Below are 21,812 nucleotides of genomic sequence, written 5' to 3'. Positions count from 1 at the left end.
GTGGAGAAGTCCCGGAAGCCATAGTGTGGGCCGTGATCCAACCTCGGCGGCGGATGTCCGCCGGCGTGCAGGTCCGACGAAGGCGGAGGTCATCGGTGGAGGTCAAGATCGGCATACGGCAGGTCAGCCGGGAGCTGGTGCTGGAGAGCGACCAGACCGCGGAAGCCGTCGCCGCGCTGGTGGCCGAAGCGGTCAAGGCCGGCGATGGCGTGCTGACCCTCTCCGACGAGAAAGGGCGGCAGGTGGTGGTTCCGGTCGCGGCCCTGGCGTACGTGGAGATCGCGGCGGCCTCACCCCGCCGGGTCGGCTTCGGCGGCTGAGGGCCGGCGGCCCGGCATCCGGAACGCCAGGTGGCCGGAACGCCAGGTAGGCAGACAGGCCGCTGCCGAGCCGGCTCACCGCACCGGCGTCCCTGCCCCGGGCCCGCGTCCGGGGCAGGTCGGCCCTGGTCGGGCACGGCCCGACCGCCCAGCTCACCCCGCGCCCGGCCCAGGCCGCACCTGATCTCCGCCGGTCCGGCAGCGCAGACGAGGCAGGGAGAGGCCAGACACAGCGCACAGAGGCCAGGCGAGGCACGAAGAGGCCAGCCGGGTCGGGCAGAGGGTCACGTCACGAGGACAGGCCGAGGGCGGACATCCGGCGGCTGTGGGCGGACATGATGCGGTTGAAGATGGCCGCCAGCGCGTCCAGATCGCCGACCCCGACGAGTAGCCCAGTGAGGGCGTCACGCTCCACTCCGACCCGTTGTGCCTGGGTCAGCGCCTCGCCGACGAGCCGCCGCCCCCACAGCGCCAGGCGTCCGGCGACGGTCGGGTTCACCTCGATGGCGGCTCGGACCCGTTCGACGGCGAAGGCGGCGTGACCGGTGTCCGCGAGCACGCGCAGCACGATGCCGCGGGACGGCTCGGGCAGGCGGGCCGCGATCTCGCGGTAGAAGTCCGCGGCGATGTTGTCGCCTACGTAGGCCTTGACCAGGCTCTCCAGCCAGTCGGCGGGCGCGGTCGAGTTGTGGAAGTCGGTCAGTGGACCGATGAAGGGGGCCATGGCCTCCTCTCGACCCACCCCGATTCGGTCGAGTTCGTCACAAACCGTCTGAAAGTGGGAAAATTCGGCCGCGGCCATGGTCGCCAAGGCCATTTTGTCGGCCAGGGTCGGCGACATCCGGGCATCTGTCGCCAGCCGCTCGAATGCCGTCAGTTCGCCGTAGGCGAGCAGGCCCAGCAGGTCGACCGTTGCCTGGTCAGGCAGGGCCTCAGCACCCGAAGGCGTAGCGTCGGCCGACGGGAATGATGTCTGCATCACAGTCGGATTCTGGCACCCGTGACGCTGGCAACGGCAATCGTCAGCGAAGGAGCCCCCGCTCGACGGTCTCAGCGGCTATGCTAGAGCCAGCCAGAGGTCGTTATGTCGCCTCGGCCGCCGCGAAGCAGGCGTCGCCTCGTCTCCTGTGCACCCAGAGTTGCCATTCAGGGCACCGGGCACACGGAGTTCGGGCCGCGGGCGCCACGTGGCTCACAGTGAGCGGGTTCAGCGTAGACACCGCTCAGAGAAGACCAGGAGCGTCCCGCTGTCCGTCACAGTTGCAGTACCTTCAGATGATCTATCAACTTCCCCTTCCTACTCCGAAGGCCCCGCGGTAGTGTCCGCGGTCGCCGACATCCCCGTCGTCTCGCCCAGCCCGACCTTCGCCGAACTTGGCGTTCGACCCGAGACGGTCGAGGCGTTGGACGCCGCCGGCATCGTGCACGCCTTCCCCATCCAGGAGCTCACGCTCCCCCTCGCCCTCGCGCGCAACGACATCATCGGTCAGGCGCGCACGGGTACCGGCAAGACGCTCGCGTTCGGCATTCCGCTGGTGCAGACCGTGCTCGCACCCGGCGAGGGTGCCGACGGCCGCCCCCAGGCACTCGTCGTCGTGCCCACCCGTGAGCTGTGCGTCCAGGTCACCGACGATGTCACCCGCGCCGGTGCACGCCGGGGTCTGCGGGTGCTGTCGGTCTACGGTGGCCGGGCCTACGAGCCGCAGCTCACCGCGCTTCGCGCCGGGGTTGACGTCGTCGTCGGTACCCCGGGCCGCCTGCTCGACCTCGCCCGCCAGCGCGTGCTCGACCTCGCCAACGTGCGCACCCTCGTGCTCGACGAGGCCGACGAGATGCTCGACCTCGGCTTCCTGCCCGACGTCGAGCGCATCATGGCGCAGCTGCCGACCGGACGGCAGACCATGCTGTTCTCCGCCACGATGCCCGGGCCGGTCATCTCACTGGCTCGCCGGTTCATGCAGCGCCCCGTCCACGTTCGGGCCGAGCAGCCCGACGAGACCCGCACGGTCCCCACCACGCACCAGCATGTCTTCCGCGCCCACGCGCTGGACAAGATGGAGGTGCTCGCCCGCGTCCTACAGGCCACTGGCCGGGGCCTGGCGATGGTGTTCGTCCGCACCCGGCGCACCGCCGACAAGGTCGCCGAGGACCTCGACAAGCGCGGCTTCGCCGCCGCCGCCGTGCACGGCGACCTCGGCCAGGGCCAGCGCGAGCAGGCCCTGCGCGCGTTCCGGGCCGGCAAGGTCGACGTTCTCGTCGCCACCGACGTCGCCGCCCGTGGCATCGACATCAGCGGCGTCACGCATGTCGTGAACTACCAGTGCCCCGAGGACGAGAACGTCTACCTGCACCGCATCGGCCGCACCGGCCGGGCCGGGGAGAGCGGCGTCGCCGTCACCTTCGTCGACTGGGACGACCTGTCCCGGTGGACACTGGTGAACAAGGCCCTTGGTCTGCCATTCGACGGCCCGACCGAGACCTACTCGACCTCCCCGCACCTGTTCGAGGCGCTGGCCATCCCGCTTGAGGCCACCGGCACCCTCCCGCACGCCGCGCGCACCCGCGCCGGTCTTGACGCGGAGGACATCGAGGACCTCGGCGAGTCCCGGCGGGGCAGCCGGCGTGCGACCTCGACCCGCCCCCGGCGGGCATCGTCACCGGCCGCCGCCGACCAGCCGGTGCCCACCCGCACCCGTACCCGTCGGCGCACCCGCGGCGGCGGTGCCGCGGCGGCCGCCTCTGGCCTGGCCATCGCCGCTGCGGACGGTGACAGTGCGGATGGTGACATTCTCGACGCTGCCGCGGGCGAGTTCGCCGGCGTGCTGCTGGCCGACGACGCGACCGCGCTGTCCACCCGCATCTCCTCCGGGTCCGCGGTCATCGACGAACTGGACGACCCCGCTGGCACGAACGGCGCGCAGATCGTCTCGGCGTTGACCGGCGAGGCGGGTTCGGCCGACGAGTCGACCCGCCGCCGTCGCCGTCGCCGCAGCCACCGTGGCCGGGGCACCGGCAGCCCGCTGCGTGGCGAGTCCGCGGAGGTCGTCACCGAGCTCGTCGACGTCACGGACCCGGTGGACGACACCACTGCGCGCGCCGAATCCGCCTGACACCGGACGGCAGCCCGAACAGCCTCGGAGCTCGCGCGCTCTGGTCTGCACGCTTGTGTCCGCGCGCTTGGCGGCCGCGGGGTTTCAGCCCGCGGCGCGCAGGTGCAGACCGAGGCGCACCCAACTGACCCGGTGACAGTTCGGGCAGCGCACCAGTGAGAAGTGCCGCGACCGCACCATCGGGAAATGCACGCTGGGCGTCAGGACCCGAAACGACTGCCAGGCGCCGAGCATGCGGTTCCCGCCGCAGCGGGAGCACTCCACCGTCAGACCGGCGCCCGATGCTGGCATCGGGCGCACCCCGCTGTACAGCATCCGCTTGCCGTGCGCGTCCCGCCCGACCGCAGGACCCGACGGCGCCGCCGTCGCCCCCGGCGCCCGGTACTCACGCCGCCGCAGCCGCTCGAACCCCGCCGCTTCCCGCGGCTCCGCCGACCACCGCCCGGTCGTCTGGGGATCTGTTGTCCGCGGATCTGTCGTCCGTGGCTGGGTCGTCCGTGGCTGGGTCGTCCGTGGCTGGGATGGCGGACCGGGGCTCATCAGGCGCGTCCCTGCGGGGCAATGACCAGAAGGTCCCCCTCCGGGTCCGGTTCGCCGCCAGACCCAGACCCATCGGGCCCAGGCCGGCTGGCTGACGAGGGCAGGGCCGTCGCGTGGCCGCGCGGAGTCCGGCGGGCGGGAATCTCGTCCCCCACCGCCAGGCCGGCGATCACCCGGGCATGCCGGCGGTACGCGTCGGCGCCCTTGGACCGCCCGGCGGTCGCCAGAATCGACCGTCCCGTCCCCGGCGCCTCGGCGAAGCGCACCGAACGCGCGATGGGCGGAGTGAGCACCTCGACGTGGTAGCGGGCCGCCACATCGGCGATCACCGCCCGGCTGTGTGCCGTCCGCCCGTCGAACATGGTCGGCAGCACCCCGCGGACACGCAGCTCCGGGTTTGTCAGCCGCCGCACGTCATGCACCGTGTCCAGCAGCTGACCGACTCCGCGGTGCGACAGCGTCTCGCACTGCAGGGGGACGATGACCTCGTCGGCGGCCGTGAGCCCGTTGATGGTCAGCACACCCAGCGACGGCGGGCAGTCGATCAGCACGACGTCATAGGCGTCGAGCACGTCCGCGAGCGCCAGCCGCAACGCGTGCTCCCGTCCCGTGCGGGACAGCAGCACCGCCTCACTGCCGGCAAGCTCGATCGTCGCCGGGAGCAGGTCGGTGCCGTCCGCCGTGGTGGACACGACGATGCCCGCGGACAGTCGTCCCAGCAGGACATCGTGCACGGAGAGCTCGAGTGTGTCGGGATCAAGCCCGAGGGAGAACGTCAGGCAGGCCTGCGGATCGAGATCGACGAGCAGGACGCGGCGGCCCAGTTCGGTCAGTGCGGCGCCAAGACTGGCCACCGACGTGGTCTTGGCTACGCCGCCCTTCTGATTCGCTACCGCGAGAACATGGGCCACGCCGATCAGTGTGGCTGGGTAATCGATGGGTCACAACATCTAACGGCCGTGAGTTCGCTTCACGCCGTGGCGTACATCGGGCCTGGCACCAGTCGATCCGACGGGCGGCGCCGACCTGAGGGCACCTGCCACGACCACCAGCGGACTTCGGCGGCGGCCGGGACAGCCGGGACGGCCTCGACCACTAGAGTGCCCCGACGTGACAGGACTTCCGCGGGTCGCCGTCCTCGGCCTCGACGCCGCCACCGCCGCCGCCGCGATCTCCCTCGTCGACGGCGGCCTGATGGTCGCTCTGTTCGCCCCGGCCCCGGCCGCACCGGACGACATCGCCCCGCTCGCCGCCTACGGCTGCGCCGACCGCCTCACCACCCTCGTACCCCCGAGCCTGCGCCTGTCCGCTGCCGGTCCAGGTGCGCCGCCGTTCCACATCCATGGAACGCCGGCCGAGGGGGAAGCGCGGACACCGACACAGACGACGGGGACGGACACGGGTGCGGGTGCGGATGCGGAGCCGCTCGGAACGTTCGAAGCGGTCGTGCTGAACGCCGACACCGAACACCTTCTGCCGCGGACGCTCACCCAGGCATCGACCCGCGCGTCGACCGAGGCGGACGCGCAGGCGGACTCGGAGCCAGCGGGGTCGGCGCGGCCACCGCGCTTTGGCGGGGTGTTCGACTCCCAGGCCGCGTGGGTGTTCCACGTCGGCGGGCCGCCGGAGCTGGCCGCCGCGCAGGGCCGTTGGATCGGCGAGTACCTGCGCGGCCGCTACGCCCTGCCGCTACCCACGCCGCATGGACGGGGACGGCCGCGGCGCGCAGGCGTCCGCGGCGCGCTCGCGGAACTGGACCGGGAGCTGCTCGCCGGTCACGTGCGCGCCGCGACGGCCGGCTACCCGCTGCCCACCCCCTCGGCCTGGCCCACCACCATCGCACCCACGACCGAAGCCTGATCAGGCGCTGGTCAGGCGGGTGAGACGGTCGGCGGCGGCGCGTAGGGTCTCCAGGCGCTTGGGGTACCCGAAGCGGATGATGTGCCGGCCGTCCGCCGGATCGGCGAAGAACGACGAGCCGGGGACCGCGGCGACCCCGATATCAGTGATCATCCGACGGATCAGGGCGACGTCGTCACCGGCCGGGTCGAGCGCGCGGGTGTCGCACATCACGTAGTAAGCGCCGTCCGGCGGGCGGAAGGTGAAGCCGGTCTCGGCGAGCGACGCACACAGCAGGTCGCGCCGGGCCCGGTACTGCTCGGCGAGCCCGGCGTAGTACTCGGCCGGCAGCCGCATGGCCGCGACGCCACCGGCCTGCAGCGGGGCCGCGGCGCCGACGGTGAGGAAGTCGTGCACCTTGCGGATCGCCGACGTGTACGCGGGCGGGGCGATCGTCCACCCGACCCGCCAGCCGGTGACGGCATACGTCTTCGACAGCGCGTTGATGGTGACGGTCCGGTCCGCCAGGCCCGGGACGGTGGCCGGCGGGATGTGGCCGCCTGGGCCGAGGTACTGGATGTGCTCGTAGATCTCGTCGGTGAAGACCAGCGTGTCGTGGCGCTGGCAGAGCTCGGCGACGAGCTCGAGCTCCTCGCGGCTCATGACCTTGCCGGTCGGGTTGTGCGGGGTGTTCAGGACGATCGCGCGGGTGCGGTCGCTGAACGCGGCCCGCAGCTCGTCCGGATCGATCGACCAGTCCGGGGCATGCAGGCGGACGAGCTTCGGTACCGCGCCGGACAGGATCGTGTCCGGGCCATAGTTTTCGTAGAACGGCTCGAACATGACGACCTCGTCGCCGGGGTCGACCAGCGCCAGCATCGTGGCGATCATCGCCTCGGTGGAGCCGCAGGTCACGCAGATCTCCCGCTCCGGGTCGACCGTCCAGCCCGGGTAGGTGCGGGCGACCTTCGCCGCGATCTCGGCGCGGAACTCGGCCGCACCCCAGGTGATCGCGTACTGGTTGACGTCCGCGTCGATGGCGGCCTTGGCCGCCTCCTTGAGCTCCGGCGGGCAGGAGAAGTCCGGGAAGCCCTGGGCGAGGTTCACCGCGCCGTGGACGAGGGCAAGGCGCGTCATCTCCCGGATGACGGACTCGGTGAAGGTCATCGCCTTGGCGGAAACCCGCGGCAGGTTCGCGACAGCCCGCGGCAGGTTCGGGGCGGCCTGCGGCGATATGGATGCGGTGGTCTGCTCGGCCATCGGCCCATCGTGGCATCCCCGCTGCCCGCCGGTGCGGATGTCCGCCGCACGCCGCCGGCCGGCGCCGGTCGGCGGCGGAGGCCGGCCGGACCCCGTGGATCGCGGATTCGCCCCCAAGGACGGTCAGTGCACTGACGAGTGTTCCGCGCAACCGTCAGACGCCGGTGGCGTCCCAGCCGCGACCGAGACCGGCACCAGCACCGGGGGCGTCGGCGGCGGGGGGAACCTCACCGAGGGCGTCCCAGGACTGGCGGTCGGGGCCGGCGGACTGGCCCTCGGGGCACAGGTGGCGGAAGTCGCACCAGGAGCACAGCGAGCCCGGACGGGGCGGGAAGGTGCCCTCGGCATCGTCGCTGACCCGAAGCCGCTCGGTGGCCGCGACGACGTCGGCGGCCACCGACTCGGCCCGCCGAACGTGCCGGGCGATCGACTCCTCGGTGTGCTCGGCAGCGGCGACCCGACCGGTGGGGATGTGGTGCAGTTCGACGCGGTAGCACGGCCGGCGCAGCATCCGGCCGGTGGCCATCGCGTACAGGGCGAGCGCCGGGGAGCTACGGGCGTCGGTCTCGGTCGGGGGGCGGCGGCCGGTCTTGTAGTCGACGATGACCAGCTCGCCGTCCCGCTCGTCGAGCCGGTCCACCCGCCCGGAGAACGCGAGCGCCTCGGTGCGGGCCGCGACCGAGCGCTCGACGCCGCGCGGCTCGGCCGCCGGGTCCAGGCCGGTGACGTAGGCGGCGACCAGCTCGGCCGCCCGCTCCCGCCAGGCCAGCGAGTGCTCGCCGTCGCGGAACCCCTCCTCGACCCACAGCAGCCGGACGAGCTGCGCCGCCCGGGCCGGCGTGCGAAGCGCGAACGGCTCCTCCCACCACCGGCGCAGCGCATTGTGCACACTCACCCCGAACGAGGTGTGCGCCCAGGCCGGACCGCGCGCCGGCCGCGGTTTGTCCAGGTAGATCATCCGATACCGGCGGGGGCAGTCCTCAAACGCGGCCAGCCGCGACGGCGTACAGGCGAACAGCCTGCGGGGCATGCCGGCGAGCTCCATCTGTGCCATCGCCCGATCATCCCACCGCCCTCCGACAGTCTGATCCGGTGCATGAATGACCCCAAGCTGCCGAGCCGGCGACGAGCGCCTTTCCAGTGGACCATCACGATGCGGTGATGCCTACATCTGCAGTGCGGGCCTCGGAGGTGGGCTGGCCGCAGGAGGCGCCGACCACGGCCGGGCTGCTGTCCGCCGCTGGCATCAGCCGTGCGGCCGGCACCGACCGCGCGACGCCGGCGGTGCGCGCGGGCAGGAGCAGGCAGGCGAGGGCGGCGACGACCTCGACGGCAGCGATGAAGATCCAGACGCGCTGGTAGTGCGAGACGCCGACGTGGCCGGACGAGCTCGCCATCAGGGCGACCATCGCGCCGACGCCGAGAACCGTGCCGAGCTGGCGGGCCATGGCGAACACGGCGCTGCCGGTGGCCCGGCGCGCGGCCGGCAGGGACGCGGAGATCGCCGCGGCCAGCGTCGGGATGACCAGACCGATGCCAGCCCCACAGAGGATCTCGTAGGGCAGGACGTCCCGAGGGAAGTCTGGGCTCGCGCCGATACTGAAGCAGTAGGCCACCATCGACGCGGCGATCGTCAGGCAGCCCGCGGCGCCGAGCACCCGGTAGCCGTACCGGGCGGCGAGCCGCGCGGCGAAGAACATCGCCACGATCGCCGAGACGACCCCGGCCGGGGCGAACTCGAGCCCGGCGGCGAGTACATCCTGGTGCCACAGGTCCGTCAGAAGCAGCACGTTGCCGAGCAGCAGCGCGCCGAACCCGGTGAACAGCAGTGTGGTCGCGAGTGTGGCCGCGCTGAACTGGCGGTCGCGGAACAGGTCGAGTTCGAGCACGGGCGCGCGATGCCGGGTGCACTGCCACAGGAACGCGGCCACGAGCACCAGCCCGCCGACCAGCGCTCCCAGGGTGCGCGCACTGCCCCAGCCCCAGTCGTTCGCCTGTACCAGGCCGAGGGTGACCAGCGCGATCCCGGCGGTCAGCAACGCGGTGCCGAAAAGATCGGGCCTCGTCGGCCTGGCCAGACCCGCCATACCGGCCGGCGCCTCGGCCCGGGATTCGGTCAGGACCCGCCGGGCGATGAGCAGGGTGACGGCGACGATCGGCACATTGATCAGGAAGATCAGGCGCCAGTCCACCCGGGTGAGCAGCGCGCCGACCGGCGTGCCGAAGGCGGCGGCGACCGAACCGGTGGCCGCCCAGGTGGCTACGGCGGCGGCGCGTCGATGCGGCGGAAACTCGCCGAGCAGAAGGCCGAGCGACGTCGGCAGCAGCGCCGCGGCGCCCACCCCCTGCACCACCCGGGCAGCGATCAACCAGGTCAGCGACGGCGCGGCGGCGCACAGGGCGGACGCGGCGGCGAACAGGACCATCCCGGCGACGAACCAGCGCAGGCGGCCGTAGGTATCGGCGAAACGTCCGAACGGGATGGGCAGCGCCGCCAGGACAATCGTGTAGCCGTTGAGCACCCAGGACAACGTGGCGGGGTCCGGCTGGTGGAACTCCCGTTGTAGATCACCGAACGCGACATTGACGACGAACAGATCGAGGCTGGCGACGAATGTCGCCGCGGAGGTGACGAGCAGGACCCAGCGCAGGCGGACGTCCGCATGCATGAGCGACCCCTCACAGGTGGTGGATGACTCTCCGTGGACACCGAGTATCGTGAAGCTACCAACTTGGTCCCATGACGCTACCAACAGATGGCATGATGACGCCACCTCAATCGGTCCCGTGATGCTACCGACATCGGGTATGGTGACGCTACTGACCGTTGGTAGGGTGACGCTACAATCAGGGCATGCTTCCGCGGACCTACGAGCAGGAGATCTGCTCAATCGCCGCGAGCCTGGAGGTCCTGGGCGACCGCTGGACGCTGCTGATCGTCCGCGACGCCTGCCGCGGGGTCACCCGCTTCGCCGACTTCCAGTCCCGCCTCGGCGTCGCGCGCACGGTGCTCAGCGACCGGCTGGCCCGGCTGACCGACGAGGGCGTCTTCGAGCGCCGCCGCTACAGCGAGCAGCCCGAGCGCTTCGAGTACATCCTCACCGACCGGGGCCGCGACATCTGGCCGATCCTCAACGCCCTGATGGCCTGGGGCGACCGGCACCTCAAGGACGGCCAGGCCCCGTACGTCATCCACCACCGCAGGTGCGGCGGCCACATCGACGACCGCCGCCGCTGCGAGACGTGTGGCCAGGAGGTCGAGGTCACCGACGTCATCCGCCTGCCCGGCCCGGGCTCCCGCACCGCCGCCGCATCAGCCGGTGGGACAGCTGCCGGTGGGACAGCAGCCGCCGTGACACCGCCGGCCGCGGTGCGGGACGCCGTATAGCCGGGAAGCGAACGGGGGGTTGCGCCGCGGGTGCGACGTACCTGGACGGATGCGCGTGAGGCTGGCATGCTGATGTCATGGGGTGCGGTCGCTTCACGTCTCACGGTGTCACGTGTGACGGTGCGCTGCCGCCCACCTTTTATGGGGACCGGGCCCGGTCCCCGCTCAGCCGCTGACCTCTCGCGGTACAAGCTCAGGCCAGGCCCGGACGTCTCCCGGGTTACTTTCGCCTGGGCGCACCGGGCCTCCGACTGAAAGGTCCACATCGTGGAGAACCTCGTCGACCGTCCCGATACCGCGATCCCCGCACCCAGCACCCCCGGCGATACGGGCCCGGCTCAGCCCGTGGGCAGCGCGCCGACGATCAGTACCATCGCCGAGGGACGCGGGCTCATCGATGGCATCGACGCCCAGCTCCGCGCCCTGCTGGCCAACCGGCGGGGCCTGTCCAGCCAGATCCAGGCCCTGCGCCAGGTCGAGGGCGGCCCACGGATCGAGCACGCCCGGGAAAACGAGATCATCGCCTCCTGGGCGGACGAGCTGGGCCCCCGCGGCGTCGAGATAGCCCTGGCCGTGCTCACCCTGTGTCGCGGCGCCACCGGCCAGCAGCCCTGACCTGACCTGACCTGACCTGACCGCCGCCCCGCAGTGCCCGGTCGCGTCAGCCGGGCGGGGCGGGCTTGCCGTTCGACGACGCACCGACGTGTTCGCCGTCGGGGGACGGGTGGGGGGGCTCGCCCGCCGAGGGCGTTCGGGCGCGCCCCGCGCCGTCCTTGTCCTTGTCCTTGCGGCTTCGCCGGTCACTGCGGTCGTCCCGGTCCCTGGAGCCCTTGCCGGCTCGGTCCCGCGCGCGGGGCCGGTCGCCCGCGTCCAGTTCGGCGAGCAGGCCGCGCAACTCGGAGCGTAGGAAGTCCCGGGTGGCGAGCTCGCCGATGGTGATCCGCATCGCCGCGATCTCCCGGGCGAGGTATTCGGTGTCCTCCCGGGTACGCACGGTCTGTTCCCGGTCCTGGGCGAGGTTGGCCCGGTCCCGGTCGTCCTGACGGTTCTGCGCGAGCAGGATGAGCGGCGCCGCGTACGCCGCCTGCAGCGAAAGTGCCAGGGTCAGGAAGATGAACGGGAACGAGTCGAACCGGACGCTCGCGGGCGCCACGATGTTGTAGGCGATCCACAGCACGACGACGATGCTCTGCACCACCAGGAACCGCGCGGTGCCGATGAAGCGGGCGATGCGCTCGGCTATCCGGCCAAACGCGTCGGGTTCGTAGGCCGGCCGCACCCGGGCGCGTCGTGAGGCCCGCGGCTGGTCCAAGCGCGGGCCATGGCGCCGGCGGATCACGACTCAGACCTGCCGGCCGCACGGCTCGCCCCGACCTCGCCCAGTGCGCCGGGCTCGGTTCCACCGGCGGCCGGCGGCGTGCGGGCGCCGGCCGCCGTCTCGGGCTCCACATGGTCCGCGTCGAGCTGGCGCTCCCGCCAGTCGGCGGGCAGCACGTGGTCGAGAACGTCATCGATGGTCACCACCCCGACGAGGCGCCCGGACCCGTCCAGCACCGGCGCCGCGACCAGGTTGTACGAGGCGAGATGCCGGGTCACCTCGGCCAGCGATGTCTCCGGGCGCAACGAGGCGATGTCCACCTCGATCACCCCACCGACCAGCGTCGACGGTGGTTCCCGCAACAGCCGCTGGAAGTGCGCGAGGCCGAGGTAACGTCCTGTCGGCGTCTCGTACGGCGGGCGGACGACGTAGACCTGCGCGGCCAGGGCCGGAGAAAGCTCCGGTTCCCGGATCCGGGCGAGCGCCTCGGCGACCGTCGCGTTCGGGGCGAGCACGACCGGTTCGCTGGTCATCATGCCGCCGGCGGTGTCGTCGGCGTAGAGCAGCAGCCGGCGCACCCCCGCGGCCTCGTCCGGTTCCATCAGACGCAGCAGCCGTTCGGCATCCTCGGCGGGCAGCTCACCAAGGAGGTCTGCGGCGTCGTCGGGCCCCATCGCCTCCAGGACGTCGGCGGCGCGTTCCTCGGCCAGCCCGCCGAGGAGCTCGACCTGCTCATCCTCGGGCAGTTCCTCAAGGACGTCGGCGAGCCGCTCGTCATCGAGCGCCGCGGCGACCTCGGCCCGCCGCTTGTCCGACAGATCGTGCAGCAGCCCGGCGAGATCAACCGGTCGCAGTTTCTCGAACGCGGCCAGCAGGTTCGCCGCCCCCTGGCCCTCCTCCAACAGCGAGAACCCGCTCACGTCATCCCACGACACCGTCCGGACCTCGCCGCGGCGACCCCGACCGCGGCGCACCGCCACCTGCTCCAGCACCCAGTCACCCCCGCGCGCCGGCTCGATCGCCGCGTCCACGACGGTGACCTCCTCCCCCACCGCCTCCGGCCTGGCCGTCCCCTGCCCCGACTCGCCGGCGGGCAGCAGCCGCACCCGTCGGTCGAGCAGTTCGCCGAGCACTCGCGTCTCGTTCGGCCGCTGCTGGAACCGCCGCCAGCTCAGTCGCGCCGAGGACAGCACCACCGCGCCGGACTCCACCCCGGTCACCCGGCCGATCGGTACGAAGATCGGCCGGCGCTGCACCTCGACAGCCAGACCCAGCACCCGGGGCGGCTCATGCCCCAGCCGCAGCGCGACGATCACGTCCTGGACGCGGCCCACCTGGTCGCCGTTCGGATCAAGCACCAACAGGCCGGCCAACCGCCGGCAGAACACCCGGGACTGCGCCGGACGGGTGGGCATCCCTCACCACCCGCCACGGACACGACCACCGCACCGGACGTCTCGACTGGCGCAAAGCGGTCCGCCAGGGAACGCATCCGTCCGGGCTGATGCCACAGAGCTCCTCACGGGCGGAGGTTACCCCTCCCACCGGCCACCACAACCCCACCTAATCCCCCAACGACATTCTGTACCCCCACCCGAGCGGGCGCCCGGGGACCATCATCCGCGTGGGTTCGGTCCGCGGGCCGGGGATCGATGCCGACTACGGTTGTATGTGGCCTTCGTTCGGCTGCCCAGCTCCGGAGGCCGGGCAGGTGCCCGGGCGGTTCCGCTGAACACCTTGATCGTTTGCTCGACGGCCAGTGCGCCATGACAGAGAGTGGGTCTGACATGCGGGTTGCCTTCCTCGGGCTGGGCACGATGGGGTACCCGATGGCCGGGCACCTGGCCCGGGCCGGCTTCGAGGTGACGGTGTTCAACCGGACGGCGGCGAAGGCCGACCAGTGGGTGAGCGAGTTCACCGGCCGCGCCGAGGGGACGCCGGCCGCCGCCGCGGCGGGGGCCGAGGCCGTCTGCCTGTGCGTCGGCGCCGACGACGACGTGCGAGAAGTGCTGATCGGCCCGGACGGTGCGCTCGGCACGCTGACGGCCGGCGCGACGATCGTCGATCACACGACGACGTCGGCGCGGGTCGCGGTCGAGATCGCCGAGCGGGCCGGCGCGGTGGGCGTCGGATTCGTCGACGCGCCGGTGTCCGGGGGCCAGGCCGGCGCGCAGGCCGGGCGGCTCAGCGTGATGTGCGGGGGCGAGCCGGACACGATCGAGCGGGTCCGACCGGTACTGGCCGCCTACGGGACGACGATCACCCGGATCGGCCCGGTGGGGACGGGTCAGCTCACGAAGATGGTGAACCAGATCCTGGTGGCCGGGGCGATCGAGGGTGCGGCGGAGGCGCTGAACTTCGCGATGGCCGCCGGGCTCGATCTGGACCAGGTTCTGCCGGCGGTGTCCGGCGGAGCGGCAAGCTCGTGGTACCTGGTCAACCGGGCCGCCACCATGGTTCGCGGCGAGTTCGACTTCGGCTTCGCCGTCGACTGGATGCGTAAGGACCTGCGCATCTGCCTCGACGAGGCAACCATCCGCGGCATCCCGGTGCCGCTGACGACGCTCGCCGAGTCCGACCTCGCCGACGCCCAGGACCGCGGCGACGGCCGGCTCGATGCCACCGCCATCATCCGCCTGCGCCGCCTCGGCACCCGCGTCGCGGCCACGGGGACCGCGGGCGAGGTCAGAGGTACCGCTTCGACGGGTTGACCATCGCGCGGACGGTCTTGCCGTCGTGAAACTCGCCGATCGCCGTCATCGACCAGGTCAGCGCGCCGCGGTCCCGCTGGACCCGGCACATGACCAGACCGGTGGACAGTTTGGACTCCGACAGGTCGAATCGGACGAGTTCCTGGCCGGTGACGTCGTCGTACAGCCGGCAGTAGGCGTTGCGCACCTCGGTGAACGGCTGCCCCTGGAAGCTGTTCACCGTGAAGATCAGGGTAGTCACGGTCGAGGGCAGGCCGGACAGGTCGACCTCGATCGTCTCGTCGTCGCCGTCGCCCCGGCCGGTGAGGTTGTCGCCGGAGTGGCGGACCGCACCGCGGGCGCCCTTCTTGGACATGAACCAGACCTTGTCGACGTCCTTGCCCCGCTCGTCGAACAGGATGCACGACGCGTCAAGGTCGATGGACCGGCCACGCTGCGCCGGATCCCAGCCCAGGCCCATCCGCACCCGGGTGAGCGGCGGCGCGCCCGTCTTCACCAGCGAGACGCTCTGGCCCTTGCTCAGCGAGACCCGGCCCTTGTCCAGGTTGACCCGTCCACCCGGCCGACCCCCACCACCCGGCACACCGGGCGGAGCCGATGGCACGCCCCAGTCCTGGCCCGGCGGCGGCTGCGGCGGACCCCACTGCTGACCGCCTCGCGGCCCGGAGGGCGGCGAGGCGGGTGGACCCCACGGCGCACCCGGCCGCGGCGGTGCCGCGGGCGGCGCCCACTGCCCCCCAGGACCAGGGCCAGGCCCCGGGGGAACCGATGGCGCACCCCGCGGCGCCGTCCACTGCGGGCCACCAGAACGCGGCGTGGCCGGCGGCGCCCACTGCTGGCCGGACGGAGACTGGCCGGACGGAGAACTGCCCGGCGGAGAGCCACCAGGCCGGGCCGGGCCGGGCTGAGAGTAGCCAGGCGACGGTGCGGTGCCCGGATCGTCCACGGTGATGCCGAAGTCGGTGGCGATGCCCGCCAGACCCGAGGCATACCCCTGCCCGACCGCGCGGGCCTTCCAGACGCCGGCCCGCCGGTACAACTCGACGAGGATCAGCGCCGTCTCGGTGCTGAGGTCGGGCGGGTCGAACCGGACCAACTCGGCGCCGTCGCGGGCATCCCGCACGGCGATGCCGAGCCCGCGCACGCCGGCGAACGTCCGCGGGCCGCTGCCATCCAGACTGCCGGTGACGACGATCTTGTCGATGGCGGGCGGAACCGCCGCAAGGCTGAACTCCAGCGCCGACGGCGGCAGCAGCCGGACGCCGGGACCCGTGGGCTGGTTGAAGAAGACGAAGTCATCGTCGGTACGCACCTTGCCCGCGGCGGTCACCAGGATCGCGGCGATGTCCAACGGGCTCGACGAGGCGATCTCCACCCGGACGTCCGCGGTGGGCAACGGCGCGTTGCCGCCCTTCGTCAGCACCTGTCCCATTGACCCTCCATGACCGGCCATTCCAAGGTCGCGCACCCTGTCCAACGCCCCCGCCGGACCCGACGGTTCCCAGCCGGGAACACCGCACGGTTCCTGCCCTGACCCTACGATCGGTGTCATGGGATGGGCGGAACCGGTCCGGTGAGTGACAGTGCGCACAGCGAGCTCGTCGAGCGGCATGTGGCGGAGGTGTTCGGCCCGGACACCGGCCGGGCCGCGGTGACCTTCCTCGGCACCGAACAGATCGAGGTCCTGCGCTACGGCCCCGACCGCGCCGGGCTCGTCCGCTACCTGACCCTCGGCATGTCCCGCGAGCCGATGACGGCCGCGGCCTCGGCGGTGCGCGACCCCGCCGGCCCCCGCGCCGAGCTGGTCCTCTCGCTGCGCGGCCGGCGGGACAGCGTGCTGCGCCGCCTCGCCGTGCTGGCCGCGATCCCGATCGTCGAGGGCCGTCCCATCACCGCGGGCGCGGCCCTCGAGCTCGGCGAGCCGCTGTGGGACGGCGCCGGGTTCACGGCCGTCCTCGTCGCCGAACCCGGCGGCCTCCTCCCCGACCTGCCCCTGACGCCGCCGGGCGGCACAGCGGGCTCCCAGGCCATCGGCGCTGCCGACGACGTTCTCGCCGCCCTCGGCAACTCGCTGGACGGCAGCGGTGACGGCGATCCACACCTCGCCGTGGCGGCGCCGATCCGTTTCCTCCCCGTGCTGCCGATGACCGCGAACGAGGCTGCCTACAAGCGCGTCCACGGCCCCGATGCCCTGCGCCAGCGCTGGCTCGCCGCCGGCACCGACCTGCGCGATCCCACCCGCCGCGAGGTCTCCCTCGCCTGACGGGTCTCGACGGCACCGACGGTCCTGACCCCCGACGAAAAGTAATCCCCCGCCTGCCGCGGAGCCTGTCCGCCACGTCGCCCAGGACATCGAGCGCAGGATGGTCACAGGGACCAACAGGCGACTGGCGAGGATGACGCCGAACGCCAAAACGGTAACAGTGGATGACGTGAGGTAACCGGCGAGCAAAGAGTCAAGGAATTACAACGGGAACGCAGGATGCAGTCCGTCCTAATGCCCAGGCAAGGGCTACGCTCACGAAACTGTGAGCCGTGATGGTGCCGCCGCCCTTCCCCCGTTCCGCGATCGGGCCGGCAATCCTGGCCAGGGCAGCAGCCCGGAGCAGCGCAGCCCGGATCTGGGCCAGCTCCGGGCCGCGGGGGGCCGGCGGCTGGATCGACGATCCGTGTTGTTCGGGGGGCTCGGGCTCGGCGGCGCGGCGGTGCTGGGCGGGATCGGGCTCGCGGCCTGCGGCGGCTCGGGGGGCGGGGCCCCCTCCCCGGCGCCGACCCTGCGCGCTCCGACACCCGTCCCGGGGGTCACGGACGGGGTCTTCGGGCTCGGCGTGGCCAGCGGCGATCCACTTCCGGACGGCGTGATCCTCTGGACGCGCCTCGCGCCGAAGCCGACGCAGGGCGGGGGGATGCCCCCGCGCGACGTCCCCGTCGACTGGCAGATCGCCACCGACCAGCAGTTCCGCTCGGTGGTGCGGGCCGGCACCCAGACCGCGCAGGCGGCGTTCGCGCACTCGGTGCACGTCGACGTCCGCGGGCTGGAGCCGGGCCGGGACTACTACTACCGCTTCCGGGCCGGGACCGTGCTCAGCCCCGTCGGCCGCACCCGCACGGCTGCCGCGCCGGCCGACGGCGGGGCCGACGCGGCCACCGGCTCGCTGAGCTTCGCGCTGGTGTCCTGCCAGGACTTCCAGAACGGCTACTGGCCGGCGTTCGACGCGATCGCCGCCGACCGGCCGGACCTCGTCGTGCACGTGGGCGACTACATCTACGAGTACGACCCGGACAGCCACTTCCCCGACCGACGGCACACCACCCCGCAGACTCCCGGCCTCGACCAGCTGCAGACCCTCGCCGACTACCGCAACCGCTATGGGCAGTACAAGGCGGACCCGGCCCTGCAGGCCGCCCACCTCGCGGCGCCGTGGGTTGTGACCTGGGACGACCACGAGGTCGAGAACAACTACGCCGGGCTCGTCGACGAGCCCGGCGACACCGGTCCCGAGCACCAGGACCCGGCGCGGTTCGCCCGCCAGCGCGCCGCCGCCTATCAGGCCTACTACGAGCACATGCCGATCCGGGTCCAGCTGGATCCCGGCTCCCCGGACCTGCGGATCTACCGCCGGCTCACGTTCGGCAGCCTGGCGACGTTCAACGTGATGGACACCCGCCAGTACCGCACGCCGACGCCCGGCAACATCGCCTCGGCGATCGGGCCCGCCGAGCTCGGCCGCACCAACACGAACGGGACAATGGCCGGCGCCGAGCAGGAACGCTGGCTGCGCGCCGGCCTCGACGCCTCCCGAACCCGCTGGAACCTCATCGCCCAGCAGACGATGATGGCTCAGCTCGACGGTCAACTCCCCGCCGGGTACGGGGAGATCCTCACGAATCTGGACCAGAACGACGGCTACCGGCCGTACCGGCGGCGCGTCCTGGCCGGCGTGCGCGACAGCCGGGTGCGCAACCCCCTCGTGCTTTCCGGAGACCTGCACTGCGCCTGGGTGAATGACCTGCGGGTCGATTTCGACCAGCCGGAGACGCCCGCGGTCGCCGCCGAGTTCGTCTGCACCTCGATCAGTTCGGCGTTCTTTCTCGTCAACGACGAGTTCGTCCGCGCGAACAACGCCCGGTACAACCCGCACGTCCGCTACTTCCGCGGAGATCGGCGTGGTTACACCCGGTTCCGGCTGACACCCACGGAATGCCGGGCCGACCAGCGGATCGTCGCCGACATCTCCCAGCGCCGCTCGCCCGTCACCACCGACGCGACCTGGGTCGTCGAGGACGGCGAGCACACCGCGCACGAGGCCTGACACCCAACCGAACACCAAGCGTCGCGCTAGAGTCACGGACTGTTCAGGCAGTCCGACTCCGGGAGCCCAGCGTGACGACGATCGAGGAGCCGCGGAATCCGGCCGTCATCATCGAACCGGCTCCGGAGCAGATCGCCGCAGCCCATGGCCGGCCACGGGCGAACCTGCTCGGTTACCTGCGCACGACGTCCCACAAGGACATCGCGGTGATGTACTTCGTGACATCGCTGGGATTCTTCCTGTTCGCCGGGGTCCTGGCCGTCATGATGCGGGCCGAGCTCGCCCGGCCGGGGCTGCAGTACTTCTCCAACGAGCAGTACAACCAGCTGTTCACGATCCACGGCACGATCATGCTGCTGTTGTTCGCGACGCCGCTGGCCTTCGCGTTCGCGAATCTGCTCGTACCGTTGCAGATCGGCGCCCCGGATGTCGCCTTCCCGCGACTGAACGCCCTGTCGTACTGGCTGTTCCTGTTCGGCGGGCTTGTCGTCATCTCCGGCTTTCTCACCCCGGGCGGCGCGGCCGACTTCGGCTGGTTCGCCTACGCCCCGCTCAACGGCAAGCCATACGCGCCTACGGCCGGCGCGGACCTGTGGATCCTCGGGCTCGTGGTGTCGGGGCTCGGCACCATCCTCGGCGGCGTCAATATGATCACGACGATCCTGTGCCTGCGGGCGCCGGGCATGACGATGTTCCGGCTGTCGATGTTCTGCTGGACGTTCCTGGTGACGTCGATCCTGGTCCTGATCGCGTTCCCGGTGCTGGCGGCGCAGCTGCTCTCGCTGGAGGCGGACCGCCGCTTCGGCGCACACGTGTTTGACGCCGGCAACGGCGGGGCGCTGCTCTGGCAGCATCTTTTCTGGTTCTTCGGCCACCCCGAGGTCTACATCATCGCCCTGCCGTTCTTCGGGCTCATCAGCGAGATCCTGCCGGTCTTCGCCCGAAAACCTCTGTTCGGGTACAAGGGCCTGGTGTTCGCCACGATCGGTATTGGGGCACTCTCGGCGGCGGTGTGGGCACACCACATGTTCGTCACCGGGGCGGTGCTGCTGCCGTTCTTCGCCTTCCTGTCGTTTCTCATCGCGGTACCGACCGGCATCAAGTTCTTCAACTGGGTCGGGACGATGTGGCGCGGGCGGCTCAGCTTCGAGACGCCGATGATGTTCGCGCTCGGCTTCCTCGTCACCTTCCTGTTCGGCGGGCTCACTGGCGTGCTACTGGCCAGCCCGCCGATCGACTTCCATGTCAGCGACAGCTACTTCGTCGTCGCGCACTTCCACTACGTCGTGTTCGGGACGGTGGTGTTCGCCGCGTTCGGCGGCACCTACTTCTGGTTTCCCAAGGCCACCGGGCGGATGATGAACGACCGGCTCGGCAAGGTCCACTTCTGGACGGTGTTCCTGGGTTTCCACATGACGTTCCTCGTGCAGCACTGGCTGGGCCTGCGGGGCATGCCCCGCCGCTACGCCGACTACGGACCATCCGATGGCTTCACCACGCTGAACACCGTCTCGACGGCGGGCTCGTTCCTGCTCGCCCTGTCCACGCTGCCATTCCTGTACAATCTCTGGCATTCCTACCGCCGCGGCCCGCTGGCGACCGTCGACGACCCCTGGGGCTACGGGAACTCGCTGGAATGGGCGACGTCCTGCCCGCCGCCGCGGCACAACTTCATCACCCTTCCACGCATCCGTTCCGAACGCCCCGCCTTTGACCTGCACTACCCCGAGGTCGCCGGCCGGGTCGACTACCACGCCACTCCGGAGTTCGCCCCCACGCGCAGCCCCGCCACGCAGGAGGCCCCGCCGCGGGAGGCTCTCCACCGGGACGTCGACGACCGCTAGGCAGCGCCACTGGGCCGGCCGTAACCGGACGGGACGAGCAGGCGTAGCGCGCCGGGACGCACGATGACGCGGGCCGGAAGCGCGGCGAGTGGATCGCCGTCGGCGTAGACGTCGAACGGTCGGTCCGCGGCGATGCGCACGTCGCGGCCCCGCAGGACCTCGACGTGGCGGGTCAGCACGTGCCGACCACGGAACACCCGGGGGAAGAGCGCGAGGAACGTCAGCTTCGGCGCGTCCGCGACGAGAACCACCTCGAGCAGGCCGTCGGCGAGGTCAGCGTCCGGCGCGAACCGCATCCCGCCGCCGTAGTACGCCGCGTTGGCTGCCGCGACCGTGTAGCCGCGCAGCACACGTGGTTCGGCGCCGTCCACGGTGACGGTAAAGACCACCGGCCGCCAGGCGGCGAGCGCGCGCAGGGCCGCGTAGGTGTAGACGTGCCGGCCGCGGAGAAAGCGAGCCTGGTTGGCGATCATCTGGACGTCGGAATCGTACCCGGCGCTCGCGATGCCGAGATACGGCCGCCCGTCCACCTCGGGCAGGTCGACCCGCAGCTCACGGGCGCTCGCGAGGCTCGCCGCAACCTGGCATGGATCACCGGGCAGACCCAGCCCGCGGACGAAATCGTTCCCGCGCCCGCCCGGCAGCACCGCCAGCAGCCCGCCCGCCCGCGCCACCGCCCCCGCCACCGCGCCGGCCAGCCCATCTCCGCCGAGCGCCACCACGACGCGCCCCGCAGCCGAGGCCTGCGCCGCGAGCAGGCCCGCGTGCGCCAGATCCCGGGTGGGCACGACCCGCACGTCGGATGCCCATCCGGTGAGTTCGGCACACACCGGCGCCAGCACCCGCAAGGCGCGCCCGCGCCCCGCACTCGGATTCACGACGACGGTCAGCCGGCCGCGGTCCACCGGCACGGCGTCGCACGGCGTCGCGTCGGCCGGGACGGTGTTGCGCGCGACCGGATCGACCGACGCACGGGTGTCCGTCGGCGCCGGCCGGCCGGCCACCGGATTCCCGTGTACTGGCGCGGGAGAATGCTGCGACATGCTGGCCTGCCCCTTCACCGGTCCGCGCCGATCGGTCTGGCCTGGCCAGCCTACGGTGAACGTGACCGACAGGGCACGGTCCGCAGGCCGCATTCCCGCAGGCCGCATTGCCCGCAGGCCGGACGC

General features: G+C 71.9%; 19 protein-coding genes. 9 read left to right on the top strand and 10 right to left on the bottom strand.

All coding sequences use genetic code 11. The features are described from left to right. Positions 1-95: 95 nt before the first annotated feature. Positions 96-320 (top strand): DUF3107 domain-containing protein, encoded by a 225-nt coding sequence (locus MXD95_RS03770; RefSeq protein ID WP_250639096.1) that lies wholly within the window; start codon positions 96-98, stop codon positions 318-320. A 289-nt stretch (positions 321-609) separates the two neighbouring features. Here MXD95_RS03770 and MXD95_RS03765 read toward each other — a convergent pair whose 3' ends face one another. Beyond that, the gene (locus MXD95_RS03765) at positions 610-1,299 is read right to left on the bottom strand and encodes a ferritin-like fold-containing protein (RefSeq protein ID WP_250639095.1); all 690 of its coding nucleotides are present in this window, start codon (positions 1,297-1,299) and stop codon (positions 610-612) included. 340 nt (positions 1,300-1,639) lie between these two features. On the opposite strand from MXD95_RS03765, the gene MXD95_RS03760 reads away from it, so the two are divergent. Continuing rightward, positions 1,640-3,430 (top strand): DEAD/DEAH box helicase, encoded by a 1,791-nt coding sequence (locus MXD95_RS03760; protein WP_250639094.1) that lies wholly within the window; start codon positions 1,640-1,642, stop codon positions 3,428-3,430. Between the two features lie 84 nt (positions 3,431-3,514). Here MXD95_RS03760 and MXD95_RS03755 read toward each other — a convergent pair whose 3' ends face one another. Then, positions 3,515-3,970: a hypothetical protein gene (locus MXD95_RS03755; RefSeq protein WP_250639093.1), complete on the bottom strand. Its 456-nt coding sequence runs from the start codon at positions 3,968-3,970 to the stop codon at positions 3,515-3,517. Next, positions 3,970-4,881 (bottom strand): ParA family protein, encoded by a 912-nt coding sequence (locus MXD95_RS03750; protein WP_250639092.1) that lies wholly within the window; start codon positions 4,879-4,881, stop codon positions 3,970-3,972. Before MXD95_RS03750 ends, MXD95_RS03755 begins: the two co-directional genes overlap by 1 nt. Before the next feature lie 199 nt (positions 4,882-5,080). On the opposite strand from MXD95_RS03750, the gene MXD95_RS03745 reads away from it, so the two are divergent. Beyond that, on the top strand, positions 5,081-5,830 hold the full coding sequence (locus MXD95_RS03745) for a hypothetical protein (protein WP_250639091.1): 750 nt from the start codon (positions 5,081-5,083) through the stop codon (positions 5,828-5,830). Here the strand turns inward: MXD95_RS03745 and MXD95_RS03740 are convergent, their stop codons facing one another. From MXD95_RS03740 to MXD95_RS03730, 3 genes are all read right to left on the bottom strand, one after another. Beyond that, positions 5,831-7,069, bottom strand: coding sequence for a pyridoxal phosphate-dependent aminotransferase (locus MXD95_RS03740; RefSeq protein ID WP_374121951.1), 1,239 nt, complete (start codon positions 7,067-7,069; stop codon positions 5,831-5,833). 154 nt (positions 7,070-7,223) lie between these two features. Further along, a complete protein-coding gene (locus MXD95_RS03735; RefSeq protein ID WP_250639090.1) occupies positions 7,224-8,123 on the bottom strand; it encodes a RecB family exonuclease in 900 nt (299 codons plus the stop codon). Positions 8,124-8,217: 94 nt separating this feature from the next. Beyond that, the gene (locus MXD95_RS03730; protein ID WP_250639089.1) at positions 8,218-9,738 is read right to left on the bottom strand and encodes an MFS transporter; all 1,521 of its coding nucleotides are present in this window, start codon (positions 9,736-9,738) and stop codon (positions 8,218-8,220) included. Positions 9,739-9,923: 185 nt separating this feature from the next. Between MXD95_RS03730 and MXD95_RS03725 the strand changes: the two genes are divergently transcribed. Together MXD95_RS03725 and MXD95_RS03720 are read left to right on the top strand one after the other, a co-directional pair. Next, the gene (locus MXD95_RS03725) at positions 9,924-10,457 is read left to right on the top strand and encodes a winged helix-turn-helix transcriptional regulator (RefSeq protein ID WP_250639088.1); all 534 of its coding nucleotides are present in this window, start codon (positions 9,924-9,926) and stop codon (positions 10,455-10,457) included. Between the two features lie 267 nt (positions 10,458-10,724). Continuing rightward, positions 10,725-11,072 (top strand): chorismate mutase, encoded by a 348-nt coding sequence (locus MXD95_RS03720; RefSeq protein WP_250639087.1) that lies wholly within the window; start codon positions 10,725-10,727, stop codon positions 11,070-11,072. A gap of 46 nt (positions 11,073-11,118) precedes the next feature. Here the strand turns inward: MXD95_RS03720 and MXD95_RS03715 are convergent, their stop codons facing one another. Next, a complete protein-coding gene (locus MXD95_RS03715) occupies positions 11,119-11,736 on the bottom strand; it encodes a DUF1003 domain-containing protein (RefSeq protein WP_250639086.1) in 618 nt (205 codons plus the stop codon). Positions 11,737-11,792: 56 nt separating this feature from the next. Continuing rightward, complete coding sequence (locus MXD95_RS03710) at positions 11,793-13,190, bottom strand: magnesium transporter MgtE N-terminal domain-containing protein (RefSeq protein WP_250639085.1); 1,398 nt, start codon at positions 13,188-13,190, stop codon at positions 11,793-11,795. A 372-nt stretch (positions 13,191-13,562) separates the two neighbouring features. On the opposite strand from MXD95_RS03710, the gene MXD95_RS03705 reads away from it, so the two are divergent. Continuing rightward, on the top strand, positions 13,563-14,486 hold the full coding sequence (locus MXD95_RS03705) for an NAD(P)-dependent oxidoreductase (RefSeq protein WP_250639084.1): 924 nt from the start codon (positions 13,563-13,565) through the stop codon (positions 14,484-14,486). Here the strand turns inward: MXD95_RS03705 and MXD95_RS03700 are convergent. Continuing rightward, positions 14,461-15,918 carry a TerD family protein gene (locus tag MXD95_RS03700; protein ID WP_250639083.1) on the bottom strand — a complete coding sequence of 486 codons (1,458 nt, stop codon included), beginning with the start codon at positions 15,916-15,918 and terminating at the stop codon, positions 14,461-14,463. The genes MXD95_RS03705 and MXD95_RS03700 overlap by 26 nt on opposite strands. A 141-nt stretch (positions 15,919-16,059) precedes the next feature. Between MXD95_RS03700 and MXD95_RS03695 the strand changes: the two genes are divergently transcribed. The 3 genes from MXD95_RS03695 (at position 16,060) to ctaD (ending at position 20,643) form a co-directional block, all read left to right on the top strand. Next, on the top strand, positions 16,060-16,749 hold the full coding sequence (locus tag MXD95_RS03695; protein ID WP_250639082.1) for a suppressor of fused domain protein: 690 nt from the start codon (positions 16,060-16,062) through the stop codon (positions 16,747-16,749). Between the two features lie 358 nt (positions 16,750-17,107). Beyond that, positions 17,108-18,799: an alkaline phosphatase D family protein gene (locus MXD95_RS03690; protein ID WP_374121956.1), complete on the top strand. Its 1,692-nt coding sequence runs from the start codon at positions 17,108-17,110 to the stop codon at positions 18,797-18,799. 71 nt (positions 18,800-18,870) lie between these two features. Then, a complete protein-coding gene (gene ctaD / locus MXD95_RS03685) occupies positions 18,871-20,643 on the top strand; it encodes an aa3-type cytochrome oxidase subunit I (protein ID WP_374121950.1) in 1,773 nt (590 codons plus the stop codon). Here ctaD and MXD95_RS03680 read toward each other — a convergent pair. Beyond that, positions 20,640-21,686, bottom strand: a complete 1,047-nt coding sequence (locus MXD95_RS03680; protein WP_250639081.1) for a diacylglycerol/lipid kinase family protein — start codon at positions 21,684-21,686, stop codon at positions 20,640-20,642. The genes ctaD and MXD95_RS03680 overlap by 4 nt on opposite strands. Positions 21,687-21,812 lie beyond the last annotated feature (126 nt).

It is taken from the genome of Frankia sp. AiPa1 (assembly GCF_023243075.1).
In the GTDB taxonomy this organism is placed as follows: domain Bacteria; phylum Actinomycetota; class Actinomycetes; order Frankiales; family Frankiaceae; genus Frankia.
This window is presented reverse-complemented; position numbering and strand designations above follow the sequence as displayed.